Annotated in this window: 19 protein-coding genes; 7 read left to right on the top strand and 12 right to left on the bottom strand. The window is 58.0% G+C overall.

Features of this window, described 5'->3' with window-relative positions:
- Nucleotides 1-3: 3 nt before the first annotated feature.
- Genes hpaD through hpaG form a run of 3 tightly spaced genes read right to left on the bottom strand, consistent with a single transcriptional unit; the run spans nt 4 to nt 3,597 of the window.
- On the bottom strand, nt 4-855 hold the full coding sequence (hpaD, locus tag JGF26_RS14440) for a 3,4-dihydroxyphenylacetate 2,3-dioxygenase (RefSeq protein ID WP_108089515.1): 852 nt from the start codon (nt 853-855) through the stop codon (nt 4-6).
- Between the two features lies 1 nt (nt 856).
- Nucleotides 857-2,323 (bottom strand): 5-carboxymethyl-2-hydroxymuconate semialdehyde dehydrogenase, encoded by a 1,467-nt coding sequence (hpaE, locus tag JGF26_RS14445; protein ID WP_134708249.1) that lies wholly within the window; start codon nt 2,321-2,323, stop codon nt 857-859.
- The gene (hpaG, locus tag JGF26_RS14450) at nt 2,320-3,597 is read right to left on the bottom strand and encodes a 4-hydroxyphenylacetate degradation bifunctional isomerase/decarboxylase (protein WP_134708250.1); all 1,278 of its coding nucleotides are present in this window, start codon (nt 3,595-3,597) and stop codon (nt 2,320-2,322) included. The genes hpaE and hpaG overlap by 4 nt, the downstream gene beginning before the upstream one ends.
- 270 nt (nt 3,598-3,867) lie before the next feature.
- Here hpaG and hpaR point away from each other — a divergent pair, with 270 nt between their 5' ends.
- A complete protein-coding gene (hpaR, locus tag JGF26_RS14455; protein WP_028016562.1) occupies nt 3,868-4,311 on the top strand; it encodes a homoprotocatechuate degradation operon regulator HpaR in 444 nt (147 codons plus the stop codon).
- Nucleotide 4,312: 1 nt separating this feature from the next.
- On the opposite strand, the gene JGF26_RS14460 is transcribed toward hpaR, so the two are convergent.
- From JGF26_RS14460 to JGF26_RS14475, 4 genes are read right to left on the bottom strand one after another with little or no spacing between them, the layout of a single operon-like run.
- Nucleotides 4,313-5,569: an FAD/NAD(P)-binding oxidoreductase gene (locus tag JGF26_RS14460; protein ID WP_134708251.1), complete on the bottom strand. Its 1,257-nt coding sequence runs from the start codon at nt 5,567-5,569 to the stop codon at nt 4,313-4,315.
- Nucleotides 5,556-5,810, bottom strand: a complete 255-nt coding sequence (locus JGF26_RS14465; RefSeq protein ID WP_134708252.1) for a (2Fe-2S)-binding protein — start codon at nt 5,808-5,810, stop codon at nt 5,556-5,558. Before JGF26_RS14465 ends, JGF26_RS14460 begins: the two co-directional genes overlap by 14 nt.
- Nucleotides 5,807-6,910, bottom strand: a complete 1,104-nt coding sequence (locus JGF26_RS14470) for an FAD-dependent oxidoreductase (protein ID WP_134708253.1) — start codon at nt 6,908-6,910, stop codon at nt 5,807-5,809. The genes JGF26_RS14465 and JGF26_RS14470 overlap by 4 nt, the downstream gene beginning before the upstream one ends.
- On the bottom strand, nt 6,907-7,848 hold the full coding sequence (locus tag JGF26_RS14475) for a 4-hydroxyproline epimerase (protein ID WP_134708254.1): 942 nt from the start codon (nt 7,846-7,848) through the stop codon (nt 6,907-6,909). The genes JGF26_RS14470 and JGF26_RS14475 overlap by 4 nt, the downstream gene beginning before the upstream one ends.
- A gap of 307 nt (nt 7,849-8,155) precedes the next feature.
- Here JGF26_RS14475 and JGF26_RS14480 point away from each other — a divergent pair, with 307 nt between their 5' ends.
- From JGF26_RS14480 to tsr, 6 genes are all read left to right on the top strand, one after another.
- Entirely contained in the window at nt 8,156-8,971 is an 816-nt protein-coding gene (locus JGF26_RS14480) for an AraC family transcriptional regulator (protein WP_128348645.1), read from the top strand.
- 138 nt (nt 8,972-9,109) lie between these two features.
- Nucleotides 9,110-10,030 carry a dihydrodipicolinate synthase family protein gene (locus JGF26_RS14485; RefSeq protein ID WP_049007403.1) on the top strand — a complete coding sequence of 307 codons (921 nt, stop codon included), beginning with the start codon at nt 9,110-9,112 and terminating at the stop codon, nt 10,028-10,030.
- A gap of 14 nt (nt 10,031-10,044) precedes the next feature.
- Nucleotides 10,045-11,652: an aldehyde dehydrogenase (NADP(+)) gene (locus JGF26_RS14490; RefSeq protein ID WP_134708255.1), complete on the top strand. Its 1,608-nt coding sequence runs from the start codon at nt 10,045-10,047 to the stop codon at nt 11,650-11,652.
- Nucleotides 11,653-11,663: 11 nt separating this feature from the next.
- Nucleotides 11,664-13,265, top strand: coding sequence for an APC family permease (locus JGF26_RS14495; RefSeq protein WP_049007401.1), 1,602 nt, complete (start codon nt 11,664-11,666; stop codon nt 13,263-13,265).
- 11 nt (nt 13,266-13,276) lie between these two features.
- Nucleotides 13,277-14,296, top strand: a complete 1,020-nt coding sequence (locus JGF26_RS14500) for an Ldh family oxidoreductase (RefSeq protein ID WP_134708256.1) — start codon at nt 13,277-13,279, stop codon at nt 14,294-14,296.
- Nucleotides 14,297-14,404: 108 nt separating this feature from the next.
- On the top strand, nt 14,405-16,069 hold the full coding sequence (tsr, locus tag JGF26_RS14505; protein WP_028016572.1) for a methyl-accepting chemotaxis protein: 1,665 nt from the start codon (nt 14,405-14,407) through the stop codon (nt 16,067-16,069).
- Here the strand turns inward: tsr and JGF26_RS14510 are convergent.
- The 5 genes from JGF26_RS14510 to dnaT form a co-directional block, all read right to left on the bottom strand.
- A complete protein-coding gene (locus JGF26_RS14510; RefSeq protein ID WP_134708257.1) occupies nt 16,066-16,587 on the bottom strand; it encodes a GNAT family N-acetyltransferase in 522 nt (173 codons plus the stop codon). The two genes, tsr and JGF26_RS14510, sit on opposite strands and share 4 nt — an antisense overlap.
- Entirely contained in the window at nt 16,587-18,878 is a 2,292-nt protein-coding gene (opgB, locus tag JGF26_RS14515) for a phosphatidylglycerol--membrane-oligosaccharide glycerophosphotransferase (RefSeq protein WP_134708258.1), read from the bottom strand. Before opgB ends, JGF26_RS14510 begins: the two co-directional genes overlap by 1 nt.
- A gap of 269 nt (nt 18,879-19,147) precedes the next feature.
- Nucleotides 19,148-19,630: a DUF2501 domain-containing protein gene (locus JGF26_RS14520; protein ID WP_049007398.1), complete on the bottom strand. Its 483-nt coding sequence runs from the start codon at nt 19,628-19,630 to the stop codon at nt 19,148-19,150.
- Between the two features lie 84 nt (nt 19,631-19,714).
- Nucleotides 19,715-20,452 (bottom strand): DNA replication protein DnaC, encoded by a 738-nt coding sequence (dnaC, locus tag JGF26_RS14525; RefSeq protein WP_023334409.1) that lies wholly within the window; start codon nt 20,450-20,452, stop codon nt 19,715-19,717.
- Nucleotides 20,449-20,994: a primosomal protein DnaT gene (gene dnaT / locus JGF26_RS14530; protein ID WP_134708259.1), complete on the bottom strand. Its 546-nt coding sequence runs from the start codon at nt 20,992-20,994 to the stop codon at nt 20,449-20,451. The genes dnaC and dnaT overlap by 4 nt, the downstream gene beginning before the upstream one ends.
- Nucleotides 20,995-21,017 lie beyond the last annotated feature (23 nt).

Below are 21,017 nucleotides of genomic sequence, written 5' to 3' on the forward strand. Positions count from 1 at the left end.
TCCTTAAGCGGGCAGTGGGAAAACAGCGTTGACCTGGCCGGTGCCGGAACTGGCAAACAGCTCGGTGAGAAACTCCACCTTGCCGTCGTAATTGTCCCAGCCGAGCATCCCCAGCAGCATCACCGTGTCGTGCATATTGCCTTCCCCATAGCAGTAGTCGGCGTACTCCGGCAGCATGCTGCAAAACTCTTTGAACTGGCCTTCGCGCCACAGCTTCACCACGCGCTCGTCCATCTGGCGGTCGAACTCGCGGGTGTAGCTGTTCATCCCTTCTTCCGCGCGCTGGTCGTCAATAAAGCGGTGCGACAGCGACCCGCTCGCCAGTACCGCGACCGTGCCGTTGTATTTCTCAATCGCGCTGACGATGGCTTCGCCGAGCCTGCGGCTGTCGGCGAAGTCGTGAACGGTGCAGAACGCTGAAATGGAGATCACTTTGAAGTGCTTGTCGCTGTTCATGTAGCGCATCGGCACCAGCGTGCCGTACTCCAGCTTCAGGCTCGGGATGTTGTGCGCTTTGGCGCGCACGCCAAGCTTCACCGCTTCGTCGGCGATAAGCTGGCCGAGCGCCGGGTTACCGTCGTAGTCGTAGGTCATGTCGCGGATAAAGTGCGGCAGCTCGTTGCTGGTGTAGATGCCGGAAAAATGGTCCGCACAGTTAATGTGGTACGCGCTGTTCACCAGCCAGTGGGTGTCGAAAACAATAATGGTATCGACGCCCAGCTCGCGGCAGCGCTTGCTGATCTCTTTGTGTCCGTCGATGGCCGACTGACGGCAGCCGTGGTTTTTCCCCGGCAGCTCAGAAAGGTACATCGACGGAACGTGGGTAATTTTTGCCGCTAACGCTAACTTGCCCATATCAGACTCCCCATTTTGGAATCGGATGGTCGCCCATAGAGATGCAGACGTTCTTCATCTCCGCAAACACTTCGAAGCTGTACTCGCCGCCCTCGCGGCCGGTGCCGGAGGCCTTCACGCCGCCAAACGGCTGACGCAGATCGCGCACGTTCTGGGTGTTCACAAACACCATGCCCGCTTCGATATTGCGCGCCAGGCGCAGCACTTTGCTGACGTCCTGGGTCCAGATGTACGACGCCAGACCGTACTCCACGTCGTTAGCCAGACGCAGGCCTTCCGCTTCGTCTTTAAACGGCAGCAGGCACGCCACCGGCCCGAAGATCTCCTCCTGTGCCACGCGCATACGGTTATCGACGTCCGCGAGCACGGTTGGGCGCAGGAAGTTGCCGCCTCTCAGGTGCGCAGGCAGATCGGTCGGTTTATCCGGCCCGCCGGCCAGCAGGGCCGCGCCTTCTTCAATACCGAGACGGATGTAGCCGGAGACTTTCTCCCAGTGCTGCTGGCTGATCAGCGCGCCGACCTGCGTGTTCGGATCGGTCGGGTCGCCCACGCGCAGGCGGTTGGCGCGTTCCGCGAAGCGTTTGACGAATTCCGGGTAGATGCTCTGCTGAATGAAGATGCGCGAGCCCGCGGTACAACGCTCGCCGTTGATAGAGAAAATGGTGAACAGGGCGGCATCCAGGGCGCGCTCGATATCGGCATCTTCAAAAATCAGCACCGGGGATTTACCGCCGAGCTCCATCGAGTACTTTTTCAGCCCGGCGTTTTTCATGATATTGCGCCCGGTAGCCGTACCGCCGGTGAATGACACGGCGCGCACGTCGCGATGACGCACCAGCGCATCGCCTGCTGTGGCTCCGTATCCCTGCACTACGTTCAGCACGCCCGCCGGAATGCCCGCCTCCAGCGCCAGCTCGCCCAGACGGTCGGCCGTCAGCGGGGAAAGCTCAGACATCTTCAGCACTGCGGTATTGCCCAGCGCCAGGCACGGCGCAACCTTCCAGGTGGCGGTCATAAACGGCACGTTCCACGGCGACACCAGCGCACAAACGCCCACCGGCTGCACCAGGGTGTAGTTGAGCATCTTGTCGTCAACCGGGTAGGTCTTGCCGTTCATTTGCTGGCACACTTCGGCGAAAAACTCGAAGTTGTGCGAGGCGCGTGGGATCAGCACGTTTTTGGTCTGGTGGATCGGCAGGCCGGTGTCGGCGGTCTCCATGGCGGCGATCTCAGGGACGTTCTGGTCGATCAGATCGCCCAGACGACGCATCAGGCGCGCGCGCTCTTTCATCGGCAGGTTAGCCCATTTCGGGAATGCCTCTTTTGCCGCCGCAACGGCCTGATGTATTTCGGCTTCACCGCCGGAGGCCACTTCTGCCAGCACCTCGCCAGACGCCGGGTTAGTGGTGTGGAAGTAGTCACTTCCCGCCACGTTTTTACCGTTGATCCAATGGTTTATCTTTTTCATTTTGTCGTCTCCTCACTGACAATTCGGTTCACCAGGCGGCCCACGCCTTCTACTTCCACCACCACTTCGTCACCCGGCACCACGTCGGAAAGCCCTTTCGGCGTGCCGGTGGCAATCATGTCGCCCGGCTGCAGGGTCATAAATTCGCTCAGGTACGCAATCAGGAACGGGATGCTGAAGATCAGGTCTGCCGTGGTGCCTTCCTGGCGTAATTCGCCGTTAACAAAGGTGCGAAGGGCCAGGTTGTGCGGGTCGGGAATGGCCGCTTTCGGCACGATGTTGGGGGAAATCGGGGTCAGCCCGTCACGGCTTTTGACGCGCAGATTCGGGCGATAGTAATTTTCGAGATAGTCGCGGATGGCGTAGTCGTTGCACACCGTATAGCCCGCCACATAGTCCATCGCGTCGGCTTCACTCACCTTGCGGGCGGTTTTGCCGATGACCACCACCAGCTCCGCCTCGTAGTGCATGTACTCAACGTTGTCCGGGCGTACCGACGTCTGGTTATCACCGTTAAAAGTGTTCGGGGCTTTGATAAACACCAGCGGCTCGGTGGGCGGTTTGAAGTCCAGTTCGCTGGCGTGGTCGGCGTAGTTCAACCCCAGGGCAAACAGCGTGGCATGCGGGTGCGGGCCGTGTGCGATGGCTACGTCGCGTTCATCCACCACCGGGTTTTCCAGCGGGGGAAAACCTTTCGCCAGAATGCGCACGCGATCGCCGGGCTGCAGGGGGACGCGGGAATGCGGAGTACCGAGCAGAATGGCATCACCGGGATTGAGGGTGGCGAATTCGCTCAGGGCGCTGAGCAGTTCGGCGGCATTGCGCTGCAAATCGGCCGTGTTCCAGTGGTCAGCTTCGCGGCCGTTGATCTCGGTGATGATGGTCAGGTTATCGACGTTATCAACGACGACAAGCTCACCCAGCGGACAAAAACCGTCACGGCATTTGGCCTTAATCGCCGGGCGGTAGAAACTCTCTTCCGGCAGGCTCACTTCATTGGCTAACGCATATCCCGCGATGTATGCCGCCGCGTCTTCCACGCGCACCTTGCTGGCGGTTTTGCCCACGACCAGTGCCACCGTCGCACCGCTTAACACGGTTTCCCCTTGTGGGAACGGAATGGGCTCGCCTGCGCGGATCACGGTGTTATGCGGTTTGATAAACCACACCGCCGTTTTTGGCGGCGTGGTGTAGGGGGCTTTTTCAAACGCGTCGCGCCAGGCATCACGCTGGCTTTGATGGTTCAATGCGACGGCAAAAACAGTACCTTTCATTGACTACTCCTCACCCTGAAAGTCCGGGTTGTGATTTCGTTAATATGTTAATGATCTGGTTTTATGCTTTTGCTGTTCGTTTCGCAATCAGAAGTGAAAAATTTGTGATATGAATAACAATAAATTTACATATAGATAATTAAATATTTATTTATCATGTAGTTAATAAAATTGTGTTGTTTCTGTTAGACTTTTTGACGTAAAACGAGTTGTTTATAAAAACATCTTTTGTGTAATTGTTTACTTGTTAATGACTGGTGGGGAGAGGCTATGCATGATTCATTAACCATCGCGCTGTTGCAGGCGCGGGAAGCGGCGATGTCTTACTTCCGCCCGATTGTGAAGCGGCATAACCTGACCGAACAGCAGTGGCGGATTGTGCGCGTGCTGGCTGAACATCCGTCGATGGATTTTCACGACCTCGCGTTTCGGACCTGTATTTTGCGCCCGAGCCTGACGGGTATTCTGACGCGGATGGAGCGCGACGGGCTGGTGCTGCGCTTAAAGCCGGTGAACGACCAGCGCAAGCTGTACGTGTCGCTGACTAAAGAGGGCAACGCGCTGTACGAGCACGCCCAGGCGCAGGTGGAAGAGGCCTATCAGCAGATTGAAGCGGAATACACGCCGGAGAAAATGAAACAGCTAACGGCGCTACTGGAAGAGTTCATCGCGCTCGGCAATCGCCATATTGCCGAACGCGGGGAAGAGGAGTAACTCAGCCCTCCGGCTTTGCCAGGTGGATCAGCGTGTCGATACGCGCGGGAGAAAGCGGCTCGCGCGGTTGCGGCAGCGGCCAGCCGTACAGCCAGCGGGCGCTGGTGGCGCAGGTTTTCCCCTGACACGCGCCCATTCCGCAGCGCGAGGCGAGCTTCGCCGCCTGCCAGCTTTCGGCATGTTGCACATCGCCGCAGCGCACATCTTCGCAGCGGCAGAGCAGGGTGTCGGCAGTGATAACGTCTTTTAATGATTCCGGTAAGGTGAAGGTGGTATGAAGCGCCCGGGCAAAACGCTGCCAGCGTGCGCGGGTTGCGATGGCCTTTTCTGCTTTCCCGGGGTTATCCGCCGCGCTATAACCCGCAATTTCCCCTTCTGCCTGCGCCAGTTCGCTGCCGCCAAAACCGGTGCACTCCCCCGCAGCATAGATATCCTGCACGCTGGTGCGTTGAGAAGCATCGACCCGGATAGCCTGATTTTCGGTTGTGCAGCCGAAGAGCAGGCCTGGCTCAATATTGGGCACCAGCCCATAGCCGATAGCCAGCCTGTCGCACGCTATCTCACGGGTTTTTCCCCCGTAACGCACGGTGACAGACTGAAGGAATCTCTCCCCCCGGGCGTGGATGACCTGGCTTGCCGGTTGATAGTGGGCCGGAAAAAGCTCGCCGAGCTGGAGCAGTTTTTCTGGCCAGCGCCAGAGCCCCGCCGCGAAACGGGCCAGCGCGCTCACCGGCGCCTGTTCGATGATGGCGACGATATTTCCGCCTGCGCGTTTCACCGTACCGGCGACCGCCAGCAGCAGTGGCCCGCTGCCGGCAATGACGACCCGCTCGCCGTTGAGCGGCAGGCCATGTTTAATCTGTGCCTGTAGCCCACCGGCTCCCGTTACGCCGGGAAGCGTCCAGCCAGGAAACGGCAGGGAGAGTTCCCGCGCGCCGCAGCATAAAATTAACCGCTGCCAGCGGATCTCGCCGCAACTGTCTGCGGTTTCAAAAACAACGCAATGCGATTCAGGGCGGGCAATCAACCGGGCGCCATTCAGTAGCGTAATGCCCGGCTGTTCCGCCACTGCCTGCCGCAGGCGTAAGGCGCGCGGAGGCAGCGAAACCTGCGGACCATCACGCCAGATTTGCCCCCCGGGGCGCGGGTTGTCGTCAAGCACCATCACCGACTTTCCACAGCGTGCAGCGGCCAGTGCCGCCGACAGCCCGGCTGGCCCGGCACCCAGGACAAGGATCTCGCACTCAAACGTTCGCATGTTGGCTCCTTTCAATCACCATGTCGGGCTGGCATTCCGTCTGGCAGGCCAGCACCCGTCGTCCATTCACCGTGACGCGACACTCCTGGCAAACGCCCATGCCGCAGAAGGGGGCGCGCAGCTCACCGCTGACCGAACTTCGCGTCACGCCGCTACCCGTGAGTGCCAGCGCCGCTGCGATGCTGATGCCAGCAGGAACGTCGCAGGGTTCGCCTTCGATAATCAGCTTCAGGGTCGTCATGCAATGGCCTCCTGTTTTTGCAGCCGCGCGGGGAGCCAGGCATCCGGTGAAACGGGTGAGCGTTCGCCGAGGATTTGCGCGCAGAGCAGTTCGGCGGTTGCGGGGGCGGTGGTGACGCCCAGCCCTTCGTGCCCCAGTGCCAGCCAGATACCCGGCCGCGCAGGATGCGGGCCGATGAGCGGGTTGCCGTCTGCCGACGCGGCGCGAAAGCCGCTCCAGCAGCGAATGATATTGAGGTTATCCAGAGAGGGGAGAAAATGGCGCGCGCGTGTCAGCATGGTGGCCAGAAGCGGTAAATCCAGCTCGCGGTCGGTATTGTCGAACTGGCGGGAAGAGCCAATCAGCAGTTGTCCGGTGGGACGCGGCTGGACGTTAAACGCCACCGAGGTGCCACCCGCATGGGCGCTGGCACCGTATCCCAGCTCTACCAGCTGGTGGCTGAGCAACGGAGCGTAGCGATCGGTGATCGCCAGTTGGCCTTTTTTCGCCCGTAGCCAGTTTTCACCAAGCAGCGCGTTGGCCCCCAGACCGCAGGCGATGACGATGGCACGCGCGCGCAGGCGTTTGCCGCTGTGCAGGGTGACGTAGGGGGCATCGACTGCGAGGGCGCGGTCACGAAGATGCGTGACATCGGCATCATCAATTAACCAGCGGGCGACGTTCGGCGCGTAGACAATCCCGTCTCCGGGCACCCACAGCCCGCCGCTGAGCCGGGAGGTGAGCAGGGGTTCACGTGCGGCAAGCTGGTCGCGGGTCTGCATGTCGCTGGCGACCTGGTGTTGCGCCATCCGCCGTTGTTTTTCTTCTGCCAGTTCAAGCTCCTGCGGCGTTTCCGCCAGCCACAGCGTGCCGCATCCGCGCCAGGCGCAGCTTTCCGGCATCCGGGGCGTCAGTTCCCGCCAGCGTGCCAGAGACCAGGCTGAAAGGGTAAGCTCTGCGGGGTCGTCATCCATGCACACCAGATGTCCCATCCCTGCTGCCGTTGCGCCCGCGTTACCGTCGTCGATCAGCGTGACCCGCTGCCCGCGCTTTGCCAGTTGCCAGGCACAGGCGGCACCGACGATCCCGGCACCAATGACAATGATGTCGGTGTCGGTCACAACGTAATCCCCCAGCGGAACGGATCGTCAGGATTGAGGATCAACCGGTTATCGCCGCAGACCCATGCCTCACCACGGATCGTCGGGATGATCTTGTTGCCATGCGGCACGAAATGGGCGGTAAATTCGCTGCCGATGATGCTCGCCTGCCGCCAGGTTTCTCCCGGCCTGAGTTTGCCGTCTTCTGCCAGACAGGCCAGCTTGGCGCTGGTGCCGGTGCCGCAGGGGGAGCGATCCCAGGCTTTTCCCGGACAGAGCACAAAGCTGCGGCTGTCCGCGCGGTCATCCTCCGCGAAGAGTTCAATATGGTCGATGATACCGTCATGTTCACCGCGAATACCGGCACGTTCTAATCCTTCCCGGATCGCCCAGGCATACTCCGTTAACTGGGGGATCTTGTCCGGCGTCACTGCAAAAGGATGATCGTTGACGAGGAAGAACCAGTTTCCGCCCCAGGCGATATCGCCCGTGACCGTACCGTGAGCGGTTTCAACCTGCACCTGTTTGCGCCAGCGATACGCCGGGACGTTTTCTACCGAAACGCTGCCATCGTCGTGCAGCGTGGCGGTCACATCACCCACCGGGGTTTCAATCAGATGTTTGCCGGGCTGAATGCGGCCAAGCCAGGCCAGCGAGGCGACAAGCCCGATCGTCCCGTGACCGCACATGTTCAGAAAACCGCTGTTGTTGAAGAAGATGACCCCCGCCGTGGCCTTCGGCGACACCGGTTCACAGAGCAGAGCGCCGACCAGGACATCGTTGCCGCGCGGCTCAAGAATGATGGCTTTCCGCCAGTCGTCGTAGTCGCGGGCGAAGCGGTCCCGGCGCTCGGCCATGTTTCCAGCGCCCAGATCCGGAAAACCGTCGATGACCAGGCGGGTCGGTTCGCCGCCGGTGTGGGAGTCAATTACTCTCAGTTCGCTGTGCTGCGCTGTCATGGGATCTCCGGAAAGTTAACACCTTGTTGCTAAATGCTGGCGTAAGGCTGGCATTCCTGCTTGATCGCTTTCGTCACCAGAAATGACGAAATCAGCACAGTGACCGGTTTTATTCTTAAGTTAAATTCATATTTATTTCTTATTAATCATTCTGTTGTTGGTGTGGTAAACCAAAAAAGGTGACTGCGCCAGTGGATGAAAAGGGTAAATCATAAACCTGTGGCAGGATCGCAAAACGCGGTAAGGGCGCTTGATGAGTTAACGAAAAGTTAATAAAGATCCAGCTCACCGATCGGGAGGAAGCGTTATGTCCTGTGTGATTGATAATGCGCTGGCGCCCTCGCCAGCACTGGAAGTGACTGAACTGAGCCAGATTTGTGAAGGGCTGGCGCGTCAGCGTCCGGACAATATCCAGACCTTGCTTCATGCGATGGCGTTGATTGCGCCGCTGCTCAATGCCATTCCTAATGTGGTGTTTTTTGTCAAAGACGTGCAGGCGCGCTATCTGATGGTCAATATGACCCTGGCGCGTCGCTGTGGGTTTAAGACGGTGGCTTCGCTACTGGGGAAAACCTCTGCCGATGTTTTCCCTTCCGCGCTGGGACAGGGCTATACCGAGCAGGATATGCGGGTGCTGCGCGAAGGGGTGACGCTGCGCGATCAGCTGGAGATGCATCTCTATAACGGCCGTGAGCGCGGCTGGTGTCTGACCCAGAAACTGGCGTTGCGGGATGCGCAGGGCCAGGTGATCGGCATGGCGGGCATTTCGCATGACCTACAGGAAGCGCAGGCGCGACACCCGGCGTGGCAACGGCTGGCGATCGTCGACGATCATATCCGCAAGCATTACCACCGGCCGATCGCCATGGAGGAGTTGACCGCGCTGAGCGGTATGTCGGTGGCGCAAATTGAACGCTACTGTAAGCGCATTTTTCACCTCACCCCGCGTCAGATGATCCACAAAGTCCGTCTGGAAAAAGCGACCGAGCTGCTGGCGGGCGATACGCCGATTACCGATATTGCCCTGCAATGTGGCTATACCGATCACAGCGCCTTTAGCCGCCAGTTCAAGGCCATGACCGGCTCTACGCCGCGTGATTTTCGCGTCACGCTGGCCGGGTAAGACAAACGCACTGTGCCAATTTCGTCATCAAAGAGGAGGAAAACCACCAAGCCGTCGGACGCCTGAAACGTCAATCTGTCAGTGAATATTCACCATTCATTCACTTTGACTTAACAAATTGACGACAAGGAACCGAACATGAGCAAGAAAGCCATTCACTGGAGCGGTGTATTCCCGGCAGTCAGCACCCAGTTTCGCAGCGATTACTCTCTCGACCTGGATGCCACCCATACGGTGATGAAAAACCTGGTCAAGGATGGTGTTTCCGGCCTGGTGGTGTGCGGCAGCGTGGGCGAGAACACTTCTCTGACCACGCAGGAAAAGCTGCAAATTATCGAAGTGGCGAAAGACGCGGCGGGTGGTCAGATCCCGGTTATCGCCGGTGTCGCAGAATTTACCACCGCCTTTGCGCAGAAGATGGCGAAAGAGGCCGAGCGTGTGGGCGTTGACGGTATTATGGTGATGCCTGCGCTGGTGTACTCTTCAAAACCGCATGAAACAGCGGCCCACTTCCGCAGCGTGGCAACCGCCACTGACCTGCCAATCATGGTGTATAACAACCCGCCAATCTACAAAAACGACGTGACGCCGGACATCCTGGCGACGCTCGCTGACTGCGACAACATCGTCTGCTTTAAAGACTCTTCCGGCGATACCCGCCGCTTTATCGACCTGCGTAATTCCGTTGGCGACCGCTTTGTGCTGTTTGCCGGGCTGGATGACGTGGTGGTCGAGAGCATCGCCGTGGGGGCGGAAGGCTGGATCTCGGGGATGTCTAACGCGTTCCCACGTGAAGGGGAGACGCTGTTCCGCCTGGCAAAACAGCAGCGCTATGAAGAAGCGATGGCGCTTTACCGCTGGTTTATGCCGCTGCTGCATCTGGATGCGCGTCCGGATCTGGTGCAGTGCATCAAGCTTTGCGAAGAGCTGCTGGGCCGCGGCAGCGCGATTACCCGTCCGCCGCGCCTGGCGCTGGAAGGGGAAACCCGTGCGCAGGTGGTAGCGATTGTCGAGAAGGCGCTGGCGACTCGCCCACAGCTGCCTGACGTCGGCCTTTAAGCACAGGAGTGACGATGACTTTATCTCTCTCTGTTTCAGGCCAGCAGTTTATCGCCGGCCGCCGCGTGGCAAGCGGTGAGGCGACGCTGCCGGGCCTGCGTGCCGCTGACGGTGAACCCACCGGATACCGCTTTTACCCGGCCTCCCGCGAGGAGGCCGCCGCCGCGGCGCTGGCGGCAGAACAGGCATTTCCGATCTATTCACAGACGTCACCCGAGGTACGAGCCCGCTTTCTCGAAACTCTCGCCGACGAGCTGGATTTACTCGGCGATGAATTTTTCGCGATAGCCCATCAGGAGACGGCGCTGCCGCTGCCGCGCTTGCAGGGAGAGCGTGCCCGGACCAGCAATCAGCTGCGTATGTTCGCTGGCGTGCTGCGTCGGGGTGATGCCTTCGGCGTGCGCATTGATACCGCACTCCCTGCGCGCCAGCCGCTGCCGCGCCCGGATCTGCGCCAGTATCTGACGGCGCTGGGCCCGGTGGCAGTATTCGGTGCCAGCAATTTCCCGCTGGCTTTCTCCACCGCAGGGGGCGATACCGCCTCTGCGCTGGCGGCGGGCTGCCCGGTGGTGGTGAAGGCTCATCCGGGGCATATGGCAACGGCAGAACTCACCGCCCAGGCCATTGTGCGTGCGGTGGAGAAAGTCGCCCTTCCTGCGGGCGTTTTTAACATGATTTTCGGCACCGACATTGGCGCAGAGCTGGTGCGTCACCCGGCGATCCAGGCGGTCGGGTTTACCGGTTCTTTACGCGGCGGTAAGGCGCTCTGGCAGCTTGCTCAGCAGCGTCCGCAGCCGATCCCGGTCTTTGCGGAGATGTCAGCCATTAACCCGCTGATTATCCTGCCGCAGGCGTTAGCCACCCGGGCAGAGGCGCTGGCGAAGGAACTGGTGGCCTCTTTTACCCTCGGCAGCGGGCAGTTTTGTACCAAGCCCGGGCTGATCCTGGCCTTGCGTGGCGAAGGCATGACCCGCTTCACGCAGGCGCTGAAGGAGGCGGTGGATCAGGCTCCGGCACAGACCATGCTCAATGCCCCGACCCTTGCCCACTACGAAGAAGGCGTCAGTGCGTTTGAGGCGCATCCCGCGATTCAGCGGCTGGCAGGCTCTGATGATTCTGTTAGCGGACGCGCGCAGGCTCGCCTGTATCAGGCCCCGGTTTCGCTGCTGCTGGCGCAGGAGCCTCTGTTGCAGCATGAGGTGTTTGGCCCGCTGGCGGTGCTGGTTGAGGTGGCTGACGAGGCTGAAATGCAGGCTGTTCTGCGTGCCATCCAGGGGCAGTTGACGGCAACGGTGCACGCCGAATCCGATGACGGCCCGCTGGCGCAACGCCTGCTGCCAGCCCTGAGCGAAAAGGCCGGGCGCGTGCTGTTTAACGGATATCCGACCGGCGTGGAAGTGTGCGATGCGATGGTGCACGGCGGCCCGTGGCCTGCCACCACCGATTCACGCGGGACCTCCGTCGGAACCCGCTCCATCGAACGTTTTATGCGTCCGGTGTGCCTGCAGAATGTGCCCGCTGCACTGCTGCCGCCTGCTGTCCAGGATGCTAACCCTCTGAACCTGCTGCGCCTGATTAACGGGCAGTGGACCCGGGAAGCCATTTCCCCCTCTGTTGACTGAAGGGCATGACCATGACGATTCACTCTACGCATCAAACATCGTCCCGCGTTGTTGAGTCAGGGAAATTTAAAAAGCAGCTCACGTTAACCGACCTGACGTTTATTGGTCTTGGGGCTATCTTCGGCTCCGGCTGGCTGTTTGCCGCAAGCCATGTGGCCTCGATTGCCGGGCCTGCGGGCATTGCCTCGTGGGTTATCGGCGGGATTGCCGTGCTGCTGCTGGGGATTGTCTATTGTGAACTGGGGGCGGCGCTGCCGCGTGCCGGGGGGATCATCCGTTATCCGGTGTTTTCCCACGGCGAGCTGATGGGGTATCTGCTGGGCTTTATTACGCTGATTGCGTTCTCAAGCCTGATCTCCATTGAGATTGTTGCTGCACGCCAGTACGCGGCCGCCTGGTTCCCGATGCTAACGCAGCCAGGCTCAAGCGATCCGACCCTGCTGGGCTGGGTGGTGCAGTTTTTACTGCTCTGTTTCTTCTTTGGCCTGAACTACTACAGCGTAAAAACGTTCGCACGCTCCAACAACATCATCAGTATTCTGAAGTTTCTGGTGCCGCTGGCGGTTGTCGTCACCCTGTTTACCTTTTTCAAACCTGAAAACCTGCACGTTCAGGGGATTGCGCCGTTTGGTATGTCAGGCGTTGAGGCGGCGATCAGCGCCGGGGGGATTATTTTTGCCTACCTGGGGCTGACACCGATTATATCTGTGGCGAGTGAAGTACAAAATCCGCAGCGGACCATCCCGGTTGCGCTGATTTTATCTGTGGTGCTGTCGACCATTATCTACGTGCTGTTGCAACTGGCATTTCTTGGCAGTATTCCAACCGAAATGCTCGGCAGCGGCTGGGCGGAGATCAGCAAACAGTTCTCGCTGCCTTATCGCGATATCGCCATTACGCTCGGTATGGGCTGGCTGGCATTTATGGTGGTGTGCGATGCGATTGTCTCCCCAAGCGGCACCGGCAATATCTATATGAACGCGACGCCGCGCGTGATTTACGGCTGGGCGAAAGCGGGGACGTTCTTTAAGGCGTTTACCCACATTGATAAAGAGTCCGGCATTCCGCGCCCGGCGCTGTGGCTGACCTTCGCCATGTCTATCTTCTGGACGCTACCGTTCCCGTCCTGGGAGCAGTTGATTAGCGTGGTGTCGGCGGCGCTGGTGTTGAGCTATGCCATTGCCCCGGTCACGGCGGCGGGGCTGCGCCGAAATGCGCCCGATCTGCCGCGCCCGTTCCGCGTGCGTGCCTTCGGGATTATCGGCCCGGTGTCGTTTGTGATTTCAGCCCTGATTGTCTTCTGGTCTGGCTGGGGGACGCTGTCATGGCTGCTGGGGTTGCAGATTGTGATGTTCGTGGTCTACGTGCTGTGCAAAGCAAAAGTGCCTGTCCACACCGTGAGTCTGGCGCAGCAGGTGAAATCGTCCCTGTGGCTCATCGCTTTCTACGCGCTGATTATGCTGTTCTCGTGGCTGGGCAGTTTTGGCGGCACAGGGGTGATTGGTCATCCGTGGGATACGGTGGTGGTGGCGGTGATGTCGCTGGGCATTTACTACTGGGGCGAGCGAACCTGTCTGCCACAGGCTAACTTTACCGGAGACGAAGAAGAGTAGAGGAGTGGGTCATGGAGATGGTAAACCTCTCGTTAACAGAGGCTTATGCGCTGGCATTTAACGTGCTGCGCGGGAACGGATTCAGCGAGGCGCACGCCGCCGCGGTTGCGAAAAACGTCACCCACGGCGAGCGCGATGGCTGCGCCTCGCACGGTTTGTGGCGGTTGCTGGGTATTGTCGAAACGCTGCGTAAAGGGAAGGTGTCACCAGACGCAGAGCCGGCGATCGCCGATATCGCACCCGCCATCGTGAAAGCGGACGCTGGTGGGGCATTTTCCCTGCTGGCGTTCGAACGTGCGCTGCCGCTGCTGATAGAAAAGGCGCGACACGGTGGTATCGCCGCGCTGGCGATTAACCGCTGCGTGCACTTTTCTGCCCTGTTTGCGGACGTTGAACCGCTGACGGAGGCCGGCCTGGTGGCGCTGGCGACCACGCCGAGCCATGCGTGGGTCGCCCCTGCGGGCGGCACGCAACCGCTGTTTGGCACGAACCCGATTGCTTTTGGCTGGCCACGCGGCGATAAGCCGCCGTTTATTTTTGATATGGCCACCAGTGCGGCGGCACGGGGTGAAATCCAGCTGCATCAGCGCGCGGGTAAACCCGTGCCGGAAGGATGGGGGATCGATGCTCAGGGCAAACCGACGACCGATGCACAGGCTATTCTCGACGGCGCGATGTTGACCTTCGGTGGACATAAAGGATCGGTGCTGGCGGCGATGGTGGAGCTGCTTGCCGGGCCGCTGATCGGTGATATGACCAGTGCGGAATCGCTGGCGTGGGATGAGGGCGCAGGCGGCCTGCCTTACGGCGGTGAACTGATTCTGGCGCTCGACCCGACGCGTTTTTTGGGAAATGACGCCGCGGCCCATCTGGCCCGCGCCGAGACACTCTTCAGCGGGATGACGCAGCAGGGGGCCCGATTGCCGGGAGAGCGCCGCTATCAATCTCGTGAGCGCGCAAACCGTAATGGCCTGGAGATAACCCTCACACTTTTCAATGACATATCTGAGCTGCTGAAATCATCATCGTGATCATCAACACAAGAGGAGGGAAATAGTCCCTCTTCTCAGTACGTTTTTCGTAAAGTTTTCCCTTTCCAGGCCGAAAATTCTGTTATCTGTCTGAAGGAAAGAGAAAACATGTTAAACCGTATCAAGATTGTCACCAGCCTAATGCTGGTTTTAGCGATATTTGGCCTTTTACAACTCACATCCGGTGGTCTTTTCTTTAACGCTCTGAAGAATGACAAAGAGAACTTCACCGTCCTGCAAACCATTCGCCAGCAACAATCCACGCTGAACGGCAGCTGGGTGGCGTTGCTGCAAACCCGTAATACCCTGAACCGTGCGGGCATCCGCTATATGATGGATCAGAGCAATATCGGCAGCGGCGCGACCGTTAACGATTTGATGCAAATCGCGTCTGCGTCTCTGAAACAGGCGGAAAAAAACTGGGCTGACTATGAAGCCCTGCCGCGCGACTCGCGTCAAAGTGATGCAGACGCGATGGAAATCAAACGTAACTACGATATCTATCACGGTGCGCTGGCGGAGCTGATTCAGCTGCTGGGCGCAGGTAAAATCAACGCCTTCTTCGACCAGCCGACTCAGAGCTATCAGGACGGTTTTGAGAAGCAGTACGTAAACTACCTGCAGCAGAACGACAAGCTGTACAAGACCGCCGTTGAGGACAGCAACAGCTCTTACTCTCAGGCCATCTGGGTGCTGATTAGCGTATTGGTTGCCGTTCTGGTGGTGATTGTCGCCGTCTGGCTGGGTATCAAACAGGCGCTGATCTCTCCGTTGAACCGTCTCATCGACAGCATTCGCCATATCGCCAGCGGCGACCTGGTGAAGCGCATTGATGTGGAAGGCTCCAACGAGATGGGCGAACTGGCCGATTCACTGCGTCATATGCAGGGTGAGCTGGTGCGTACCGTTGGCGACGTGCGTAATGGCGCGAACGCCATTTACAGCGGTGCGAGCGAAATCGCGATGGGCAACAACGATCTCTCCTCCCGTACTGAGCAGCAGGCGGCTTCTCTGGAAGAGACCGCTGCCAGTATGGAACAGCTGACGGCGACCGTTAAGCAGAACGCCGAAAACGCCCGTCAGGCAAGCCATCTGGCGCTGAGTGCGTCTGAAACGGCGCAGAAAGGCGGTAAAGTGGTGGATAACGTGGTGCAAACCATGCGTGATATCGCCGGAAGTTCGCAGAAAATTGCCGACATTATTAGCGTAATTGACGGCATTGCTTTCCAGACCAACATTCTGGCACTGAACGCGGCGGTAGAAGCGGCGCGTGCGGGCGAGCAGGGCCGTGGCTTTGCGGTGGTGGCAGGTGAAGTTCGTAACCTGGCGCAGCGCAGCGCCCAGGCGGCACGTGAAATTAAGAGCCTGATTGAAGACTCTGTTGGCCGTGTGGAAGTGGGCTCTACCCTGGTAGAAAGCGCCGGTGAAACCATGGGCGAGATCGTTAATGCAGTCACTCGCGTTACCGACATTATGGGTGAAATCGCCTCTGCGTCAGATGAGCAGAGCCGCGGTATTGACCAGGTGGGTCTGGCAGTCGCAGAGATGGATCGTGTGACCCAGCAGAACGCCTCGCTGGTGGAAGAGTCTGCTGCGGCCGCGGCCGCGCTGGAAGAGCAGGCGAGCCGTCTGACTCAGGCTGTGGCGGTGTTCCGCATTCAGCAGGAGCAGATGAAAGCGCGCGAGTTCGCTGCGGCTAAAGCGGTTTCCACGCCGGTAATGGCGCGTAAAACCGCGACTGCCGATTCAGGCGATAACTGGGAAACGTTCTAATTAAGTGACAGGCGCATGGCACAGCGGGATTCATACGCTAAGCCATGCGCCGCTTCATCATCTCTTTTCTGACGCAGTTCTGGCGTTAGCTCAGCAATTTGTTCAAATCCCAACCGCGCATAGAACGGCGCATTCCACGGGACGTCCCGGAACGTCGTTAACGTCAGCGACGTCAGCCCTAGCTGACGAGCATGGTCAGCCACACAGGCGATGAGCTGCCGGCCAATCCCTTTTCCCTGCCAGTCCAGATCAACCGAAAGCTCCACGATAAACAGCGATGAAGAGTGTGCTTCGGTGAGGATAAACCCCACGGGGCGGTCATTCGCCAGCGCCAGCCAGCTTTGCCCGTGTTCGGCATACTCAAGGTGCTGCTCAGCGGAAATGACCTCACCCTCGGCAAGCCAGGCGAGCTCCGGATAGCGTCGAAAACGTTCGCCCGCCGCGCGTTCAATGGCGGGCAGGGCGTAAACGTCGTCACAGCGAGTTGGCCGAACGGTTATGTTAAGGGGGACGGTCATTAGCCTGCATTACTCACAATTTTAATTTCGACCATGCCTACCCCCAGCTGACGCGGTGAATGGCCGAGGATATTCCCGTCATTCGTGGACTGCGGGTCTGGCGGCACAATCACCAGGGTATTGCTGCGGGATGGATTCTCAAAATGAAGCGTGTGAGTGGTCACTTCGTTTCCAAGCGTTAGCATCTGCTCTTGATCGCCCACGCGCACGGGCACGGGCTTATTTGCATTGGAGCCATACGCCCTGGCCGTGATCACCAGGTCAAATTGTTCTGGCAGGGGATGGGTGTACTCAATTTTCACCTCGTTGCCCAACTGCGCATTTGACCAGCGTCCCCAGGACTCCGGACGTGAGATGCCGCTAAACTGTTTCACCTCTTCCGGCGCGCCGGCCACGTTAAAGATAAAGCTGTCCGCCTTGTAGCGAATATCGTTATCGACGATTTTCAGCATGTCGACGTTGTGCTGGTAGCGTGCGGTATCAATCACCGTATCTTTAAACGCGGTTTTGCCTTTCCACTGGGCTTTATCAACATGCTGCACGGTTTGCTCTCCGCCAAGCTGTCCCTGAGAGACGCACCAGTCGGTAGAAAGCGCCAGCGGCTGAGACCAGAGTTGGCCCATTTTGTAACACTTGTCGACCCAGACGAAGTTATCGCGAGGGGCAAAGTCAGCCAGCTGGAAACGCAGCGGGGCGGAGTACTCACTTTCCGGCAGCGGTTCGACGCGATTGTCCGACACGCGCACCAGCAGCGGCAGGCGGAAGCTGCTGCCCGAGAAGGCAATCGTGTTTTTATTTTGATCGATGGTGAAATCTTTCATCTCTTTCGGGAAGTTCCACAGGCGGATGATGTCTGGCTTCCACGCGAGGATTTTTTCCTTCATGTTGAGGAAGACTTCAGACAGAGATTGCCCCGACAACGTGCTGCGGCCCAGACCAATAAAGTTGTCTCCGCCCAGAATGTCCAGCACGGTCGCGCCGTTATCCATTGAGTTACGTTTGGTGGCAATCACTTCCTGTTGCGGCTGGTCGCCGCGAAGTACGAAGAACAGATTGCTGCGATCCTGCTTGTTGAGTTGATCCCATGCGCTGTTTTTCATCGCCAGATGGTCAGACGAAACGACGATGACGGTATTTTTAAAATACGGTGAAGCTTTGATTTTCTCGACCAGTGCGGCGATATGCTCCTGGCTACAGGTGACGGCGCTGAAAGATTTGTTGTTTTTGCCGCCGACATCATAGCTTCTGCGTTTACAGGTACGTGAGACGAACCCGTCCGGGTGATGCGTATCCACGGTCAGAGCAAAGAGGGAGAAGCGTTTACCCGAGCGGGAAAGTTCTTCGAATTTCTTCCAGGTTTCGTCCAGTACCGTATCGTCGTAGAAGCCCCAGTCGTTGCGGTAGTTCGGATCGGCAACTGTCGTTTTTAACTCCTCTGAGCCATACAGGTGGTCAAAACCGTGGGACTTCAGGAACACATCTTTTCCGGCAAAGCGCAGGTTCGCCCCCTGGACAAAATAGTTTTCATAACCGGAGTTTTTCAGAATATCGCCCAGGCAAACATTCTGCGGGAAGAATGTCGACATTGAGGCTGAGGCGTTCCCTTCAAAAGGCGCAAACAGCGGGATGCCACACTGGGAGGCAACCATTCCGGCGATAGTGTAATCCGTGCCGGGCAGCTGCATGGTGTGGCTGAAATCAAGACCTTCGTTTTTCAACGCGCCCAGCTCTGGTGTCAGGTTCGGGAACGCGTCGTTATCAAAGTACGTGCGCTCCAGACTTTCGCCGTAGATATAGACCAGGTTGAGTTTCGGGCTGGCGATCGTTTTCGACGGCTCTTTGTAGTAGGCCACGAAATCCGGATCGCCGTCGCGCGACTGGGACTTTACCAGCTCGGCGATCTGATGGAATGCGGGACTGGCGTCGACTGAGGCCAGTGCCAGGAAAAGCGCCAGCAGGCTGTAACCATGATGGTGCGGATGATGGCGACGTCGCCGCAGTACCCAGGCCAGTGCGCCAAAAACGACCACCAGCGCCACAACCAGGCCCAGCCCAGGAAGAATATACTTACCTACGCCCGCGCCCGTCAGGCTGTTCGTCAGGGTGTAGAGCACTGCATCGTTAATCCCGTCACCGGTAAAGTAATCGCTGGCGTATAAGGTAATGTTTAAAATAATAAAAATGCCGAGCACCACCAGCGTGGCGATAAACCACCAGGTGTGACGGCCAGCTTTCCAGGCGTAAACGCCGACAGAAGCCAGAAAAAGGATAAGAGACATGAATTCAGACAACAGCATATCCTCATGACGCCAGATGCTTCGCTGGCTAACTGTTTATTTTTAGGTACTACAATGTAATTGCGATGTCGTTTAGCTGCAATTCTAGTGTCATGAAAGTGTGCTGTTATTAGGATTTGGTTTAGAAAACCGTTTTTTTGAAGGTGCTCGCATCCTGACAAACGGACGCTGAGACGGTGGCAGGCAGGGAAAACGCTCATTTAGCGCCGCGTTGCAAGACTATCGCATTAAACGCGGCGTGTTGTGGCAGAAAATGGGATGGATCAGGAGATGAAATTAACGCCTTGTTTCAGCACCAGATCGCAGGCTTTGGTTTTCACCTGTTTGGCCAGAGAAGAGTTGCCGATGGTGCTCAGGTTAAGCTGCTGGCCGTTTTTCGCGTTAAGCAGACCCTGAATACCGTCCATGTAGTTGGTATCCGCTTTCTGCTCCTGGGTATCCAGACCCAGCTTGCCCAGCACCTGGTTTTTGACATTTTGCGCGTCGGTCACGGAGGCCAGCTTTTGCTTCGCGCAATATTCCAGAATGCCCGCCGCGTTGTTCATTGTACCCGCACTCAGGCTCTGGGAGCTGTTACCCAGCAGGCTGGTGAGAGAAGATGCGGACAGCCCGCCCTGAGTGCTGCTGCTCTCTTTGGTCAGTTCGTTTGCTGCGCTTGACAGAGAATCCTGCCAGGACGCCGCTTGCACTGCGCCGGTAACCAACAGGGTGCCTAACAGCGTGCTGATAATAATCTGTTTTTTCATCGTAAATTTCTCAAAAAGGTCCGTTTTGGGCCGGAAGTGATTCCAGTATATACCGCCTTCTCACCATAGATTCCTGGAACTATCTTAATACTCTTTTCCGGTGACGCGGCTACGGTAACTTTCCCAGTCGAAGATGACATACAGGCTGTTACCCAGCTTCATGCGATCCATAACGCGTTCACCCAGTAAGCGGGTCATCTCGTCGATATTGTGGTTTGTCAGCATACCGGTAGGTCGTTTTGACGAGGAACGGCGGTCGACAATCTGGTTAATGATCACCTTTTCATAACGGGATTCCGTCTGCACGCCAATCTCGTCGATGACCAGTAAATCGACGTTACTCAGGTCGTTCAGCAGTTGTTCTTCGCTGGTTTCGCGGTTGCTGAAGGTGTCTTTCATCGCGGACATGATATCGGCCACGGTGATGATGAGCACCGATTTCCCGCGCAGGAGCAGTTCGTTGCAGATAGCGGCAGCGAGGTGATTTTTTCCGGTGCCAGGTTTGCCGCTAAAGATGAAGCTGGCAATATTACCATCGAATTCATCCACATACTGACGGGCGGCGGCAAGCGCGTTCATCTGCCCGTTGGTCTCAACTTTATAATTATCAAATGAGCAGTTCTGATGCAGGGGACGAATACCTGAACGGTTAAAGGTGCGCTGCATTTTCATCGCCCGATTTTCACGGGCGAGCGCGGCGGCGCGGATCTCTCCTTGCTCTTTTTGCCACGCCAGCAGTTCTTCACCCGTGGTGAAAGCGGGCTTCACGTTGGCAGGCATCATTTTTTGCAGACGTTTCATCAGGTCGCCGACGTTCTTCATTTCGCACCTCGGAATCCGTTAGGGATCTGTTTATCCGGTTCTGAAAACGCGTTGATATCGCGTTTTGGCTGGCCATTATTGCTGGCGCGGGTGATTTGAAGATGGCGCGCGAGCTTTTGCTGCCACTGAATATGGGTGAAGACTTTACCTTCTGCCTGCCACCAGGCCGTAAACGCGGCCAGCTCTTCAGCGGTGGCGGGTTGTGTTAACGCAATCCCCCACAGCGCGGCCTGCCGCTGAAAATCGGCATCAGGTTGCCAGCCCGCATAGAGGGCAAATTTTCCCATCGGAACGCTCATCGGGGCGTTAACCGGCTCATCAAAGAACTGGTTATCCAGCATGATATCGCTCGCCGGGCGTGATAATTGCGCTTCGATCTCCAGGAGCTGTGCCAGACGTTCCGGTGTGATGGCGTAAAATGCCGGTGCATTGTCGGCAAAAACCGCAACCGTGCCGCCTTCGGCGTGGGTCAACACACCGCGTGGGTCGTGCATAAAGGCATCAATGCCAGCAATGCTGGTGGTCAGAATTCTGGAGGACATAACGCTTACTCTACTGATGACTA

Origin of the sequence: Enterobacter sp. E1 (genome assembly GCF_016809815.1) — a bacterium.
Classification (GTDB): domain Bacteria; phylum Pseudomonadota; class Gammaproteobacteria; order Enterobacterales; family Enterobacteriaceae; genus Enterobacter; species Enterobacter adelaidei.

Excerpts from the sequence above, each read along its gene's own strand:
- hpaD (WP_108089515.1), bottom strand. The coding sequence starts at position 855 with ATGGGCAAGTTAGCGTTAGCGGCAAAAATTACCCACGTTCCGTCGATG.
- hpaE (WP_134708249.1), bottom strand. The coding sequence starts at position 2,323 with ATGAAAAAGATAAACCATTGGATCAACGGTAAAAACGTGGCGGGAAGT.
- hpaG (WP_134708250.1), bottom strand. The coding sequence starts at position 3,597 with ATGAAAGGTACTGTTTTTGCCGTCGCATTGAACCATCAAAGCCAGCGT.
- hpaR (WP_028016562.1), top strand. The coding sequence starts at position 3,868 with ATGCATGATTCATTAACCATCGCGCTGTTGCAGGCGCGGGAAGCGGCG.
- JGF26_RS14460 (WP_134708251.1), bottom strand. The coding sequence starts at position 5,569 with ATGCGAACGTTTGAGTGCGAGATCCTTGTCCTGGGTGCCGGGCCAGCC.
- JGF26_RS14465 (WP_134708252.1), bottom strand. The coding sequence starts at position 5,810 with ATGACGACCCTGAAGCTGATTATCGAAGGCGAACCCTGCGACGTTCCT.
- JGF26_RS14475 (WP_134708254.1), bottom strand. The coding sequence starts at position 7,848 with ATGACAGCGCAGCACAGCGAACTGAGAGTAATTGACTCCCACACCGGC.
- JGF26_RS14480 (WP_128348645.1), top strand. The coding sequence starts at position 8,156 with ATGTCCTGTGTGATTGATAATGCGCTGGCGCCCTCGCCAGCACTGGAA.
- JGF26_RS14485 (WP_049007403.1), top strand. The coding sequence starts at position 9,110 with ATGAGCAAGAAAGCCATTCACTGGAGCGGTGTATTCCCGGCAGTCAGC.
- JGF26_RS14490 (WP_134708255.1), top strand. The coding sequence starts at position 10,045 with ATGACTTTATCTCTCTCTGTTTCAGGCCAGCAGTTTATCGCCGGCCGC.
- JGF26_RS14495 (WP_049007401.1), top strand. The coding sequence starts at position 11,664 with ATGACGATTCACTCTACGCATCAAACATCGTCCCGCGTTGTTGAGTCA.
- JGF26_RS14500 (WP_134708256.1), top strand. The coding sequence starts at position 13,277 with ATGGAGATGGTAAACCTCTCGTTAACAGAGGCTTATGCGCTGGCATTT.
- tsr (WP_028016572.1), top strand. The coding sequence starts at position 14,405 with ATGTTAAACCGTATCAAGATTGTCACCAGCCTAATGCTGGTTTTAGCG.
- JGF26_RS14510 (WP_134708257.1), bottom strand. The coding sequence starts at position 16,587 with ATGACCGTCCCCCTTAACATAACCGTTCGGCCAACTCGCTGTGACGAC.
- JGF26_RS14520 (WP_049007398.1), bottom strand. The coding sequence starts at position 19,630 with ATGAAAAAACAGATTATTATCAGCACGCTGTTAGGCACCCTGTTGGTT.
- dnaC (WP_023334409.1), bottom strand. The coding sequence starts at position 20,452 with ATGAAGAACGTCGGCGACCTGATGAAACGTCTGCAAAAAATGATGCCT.
- dnaT (WP_134708259.1), bottom strand. The coding sequence starts at position 20,994 with ATGTCCTCCAGAATTCTGACCACCAGCATTGCTGGCATTGATGCCTTT.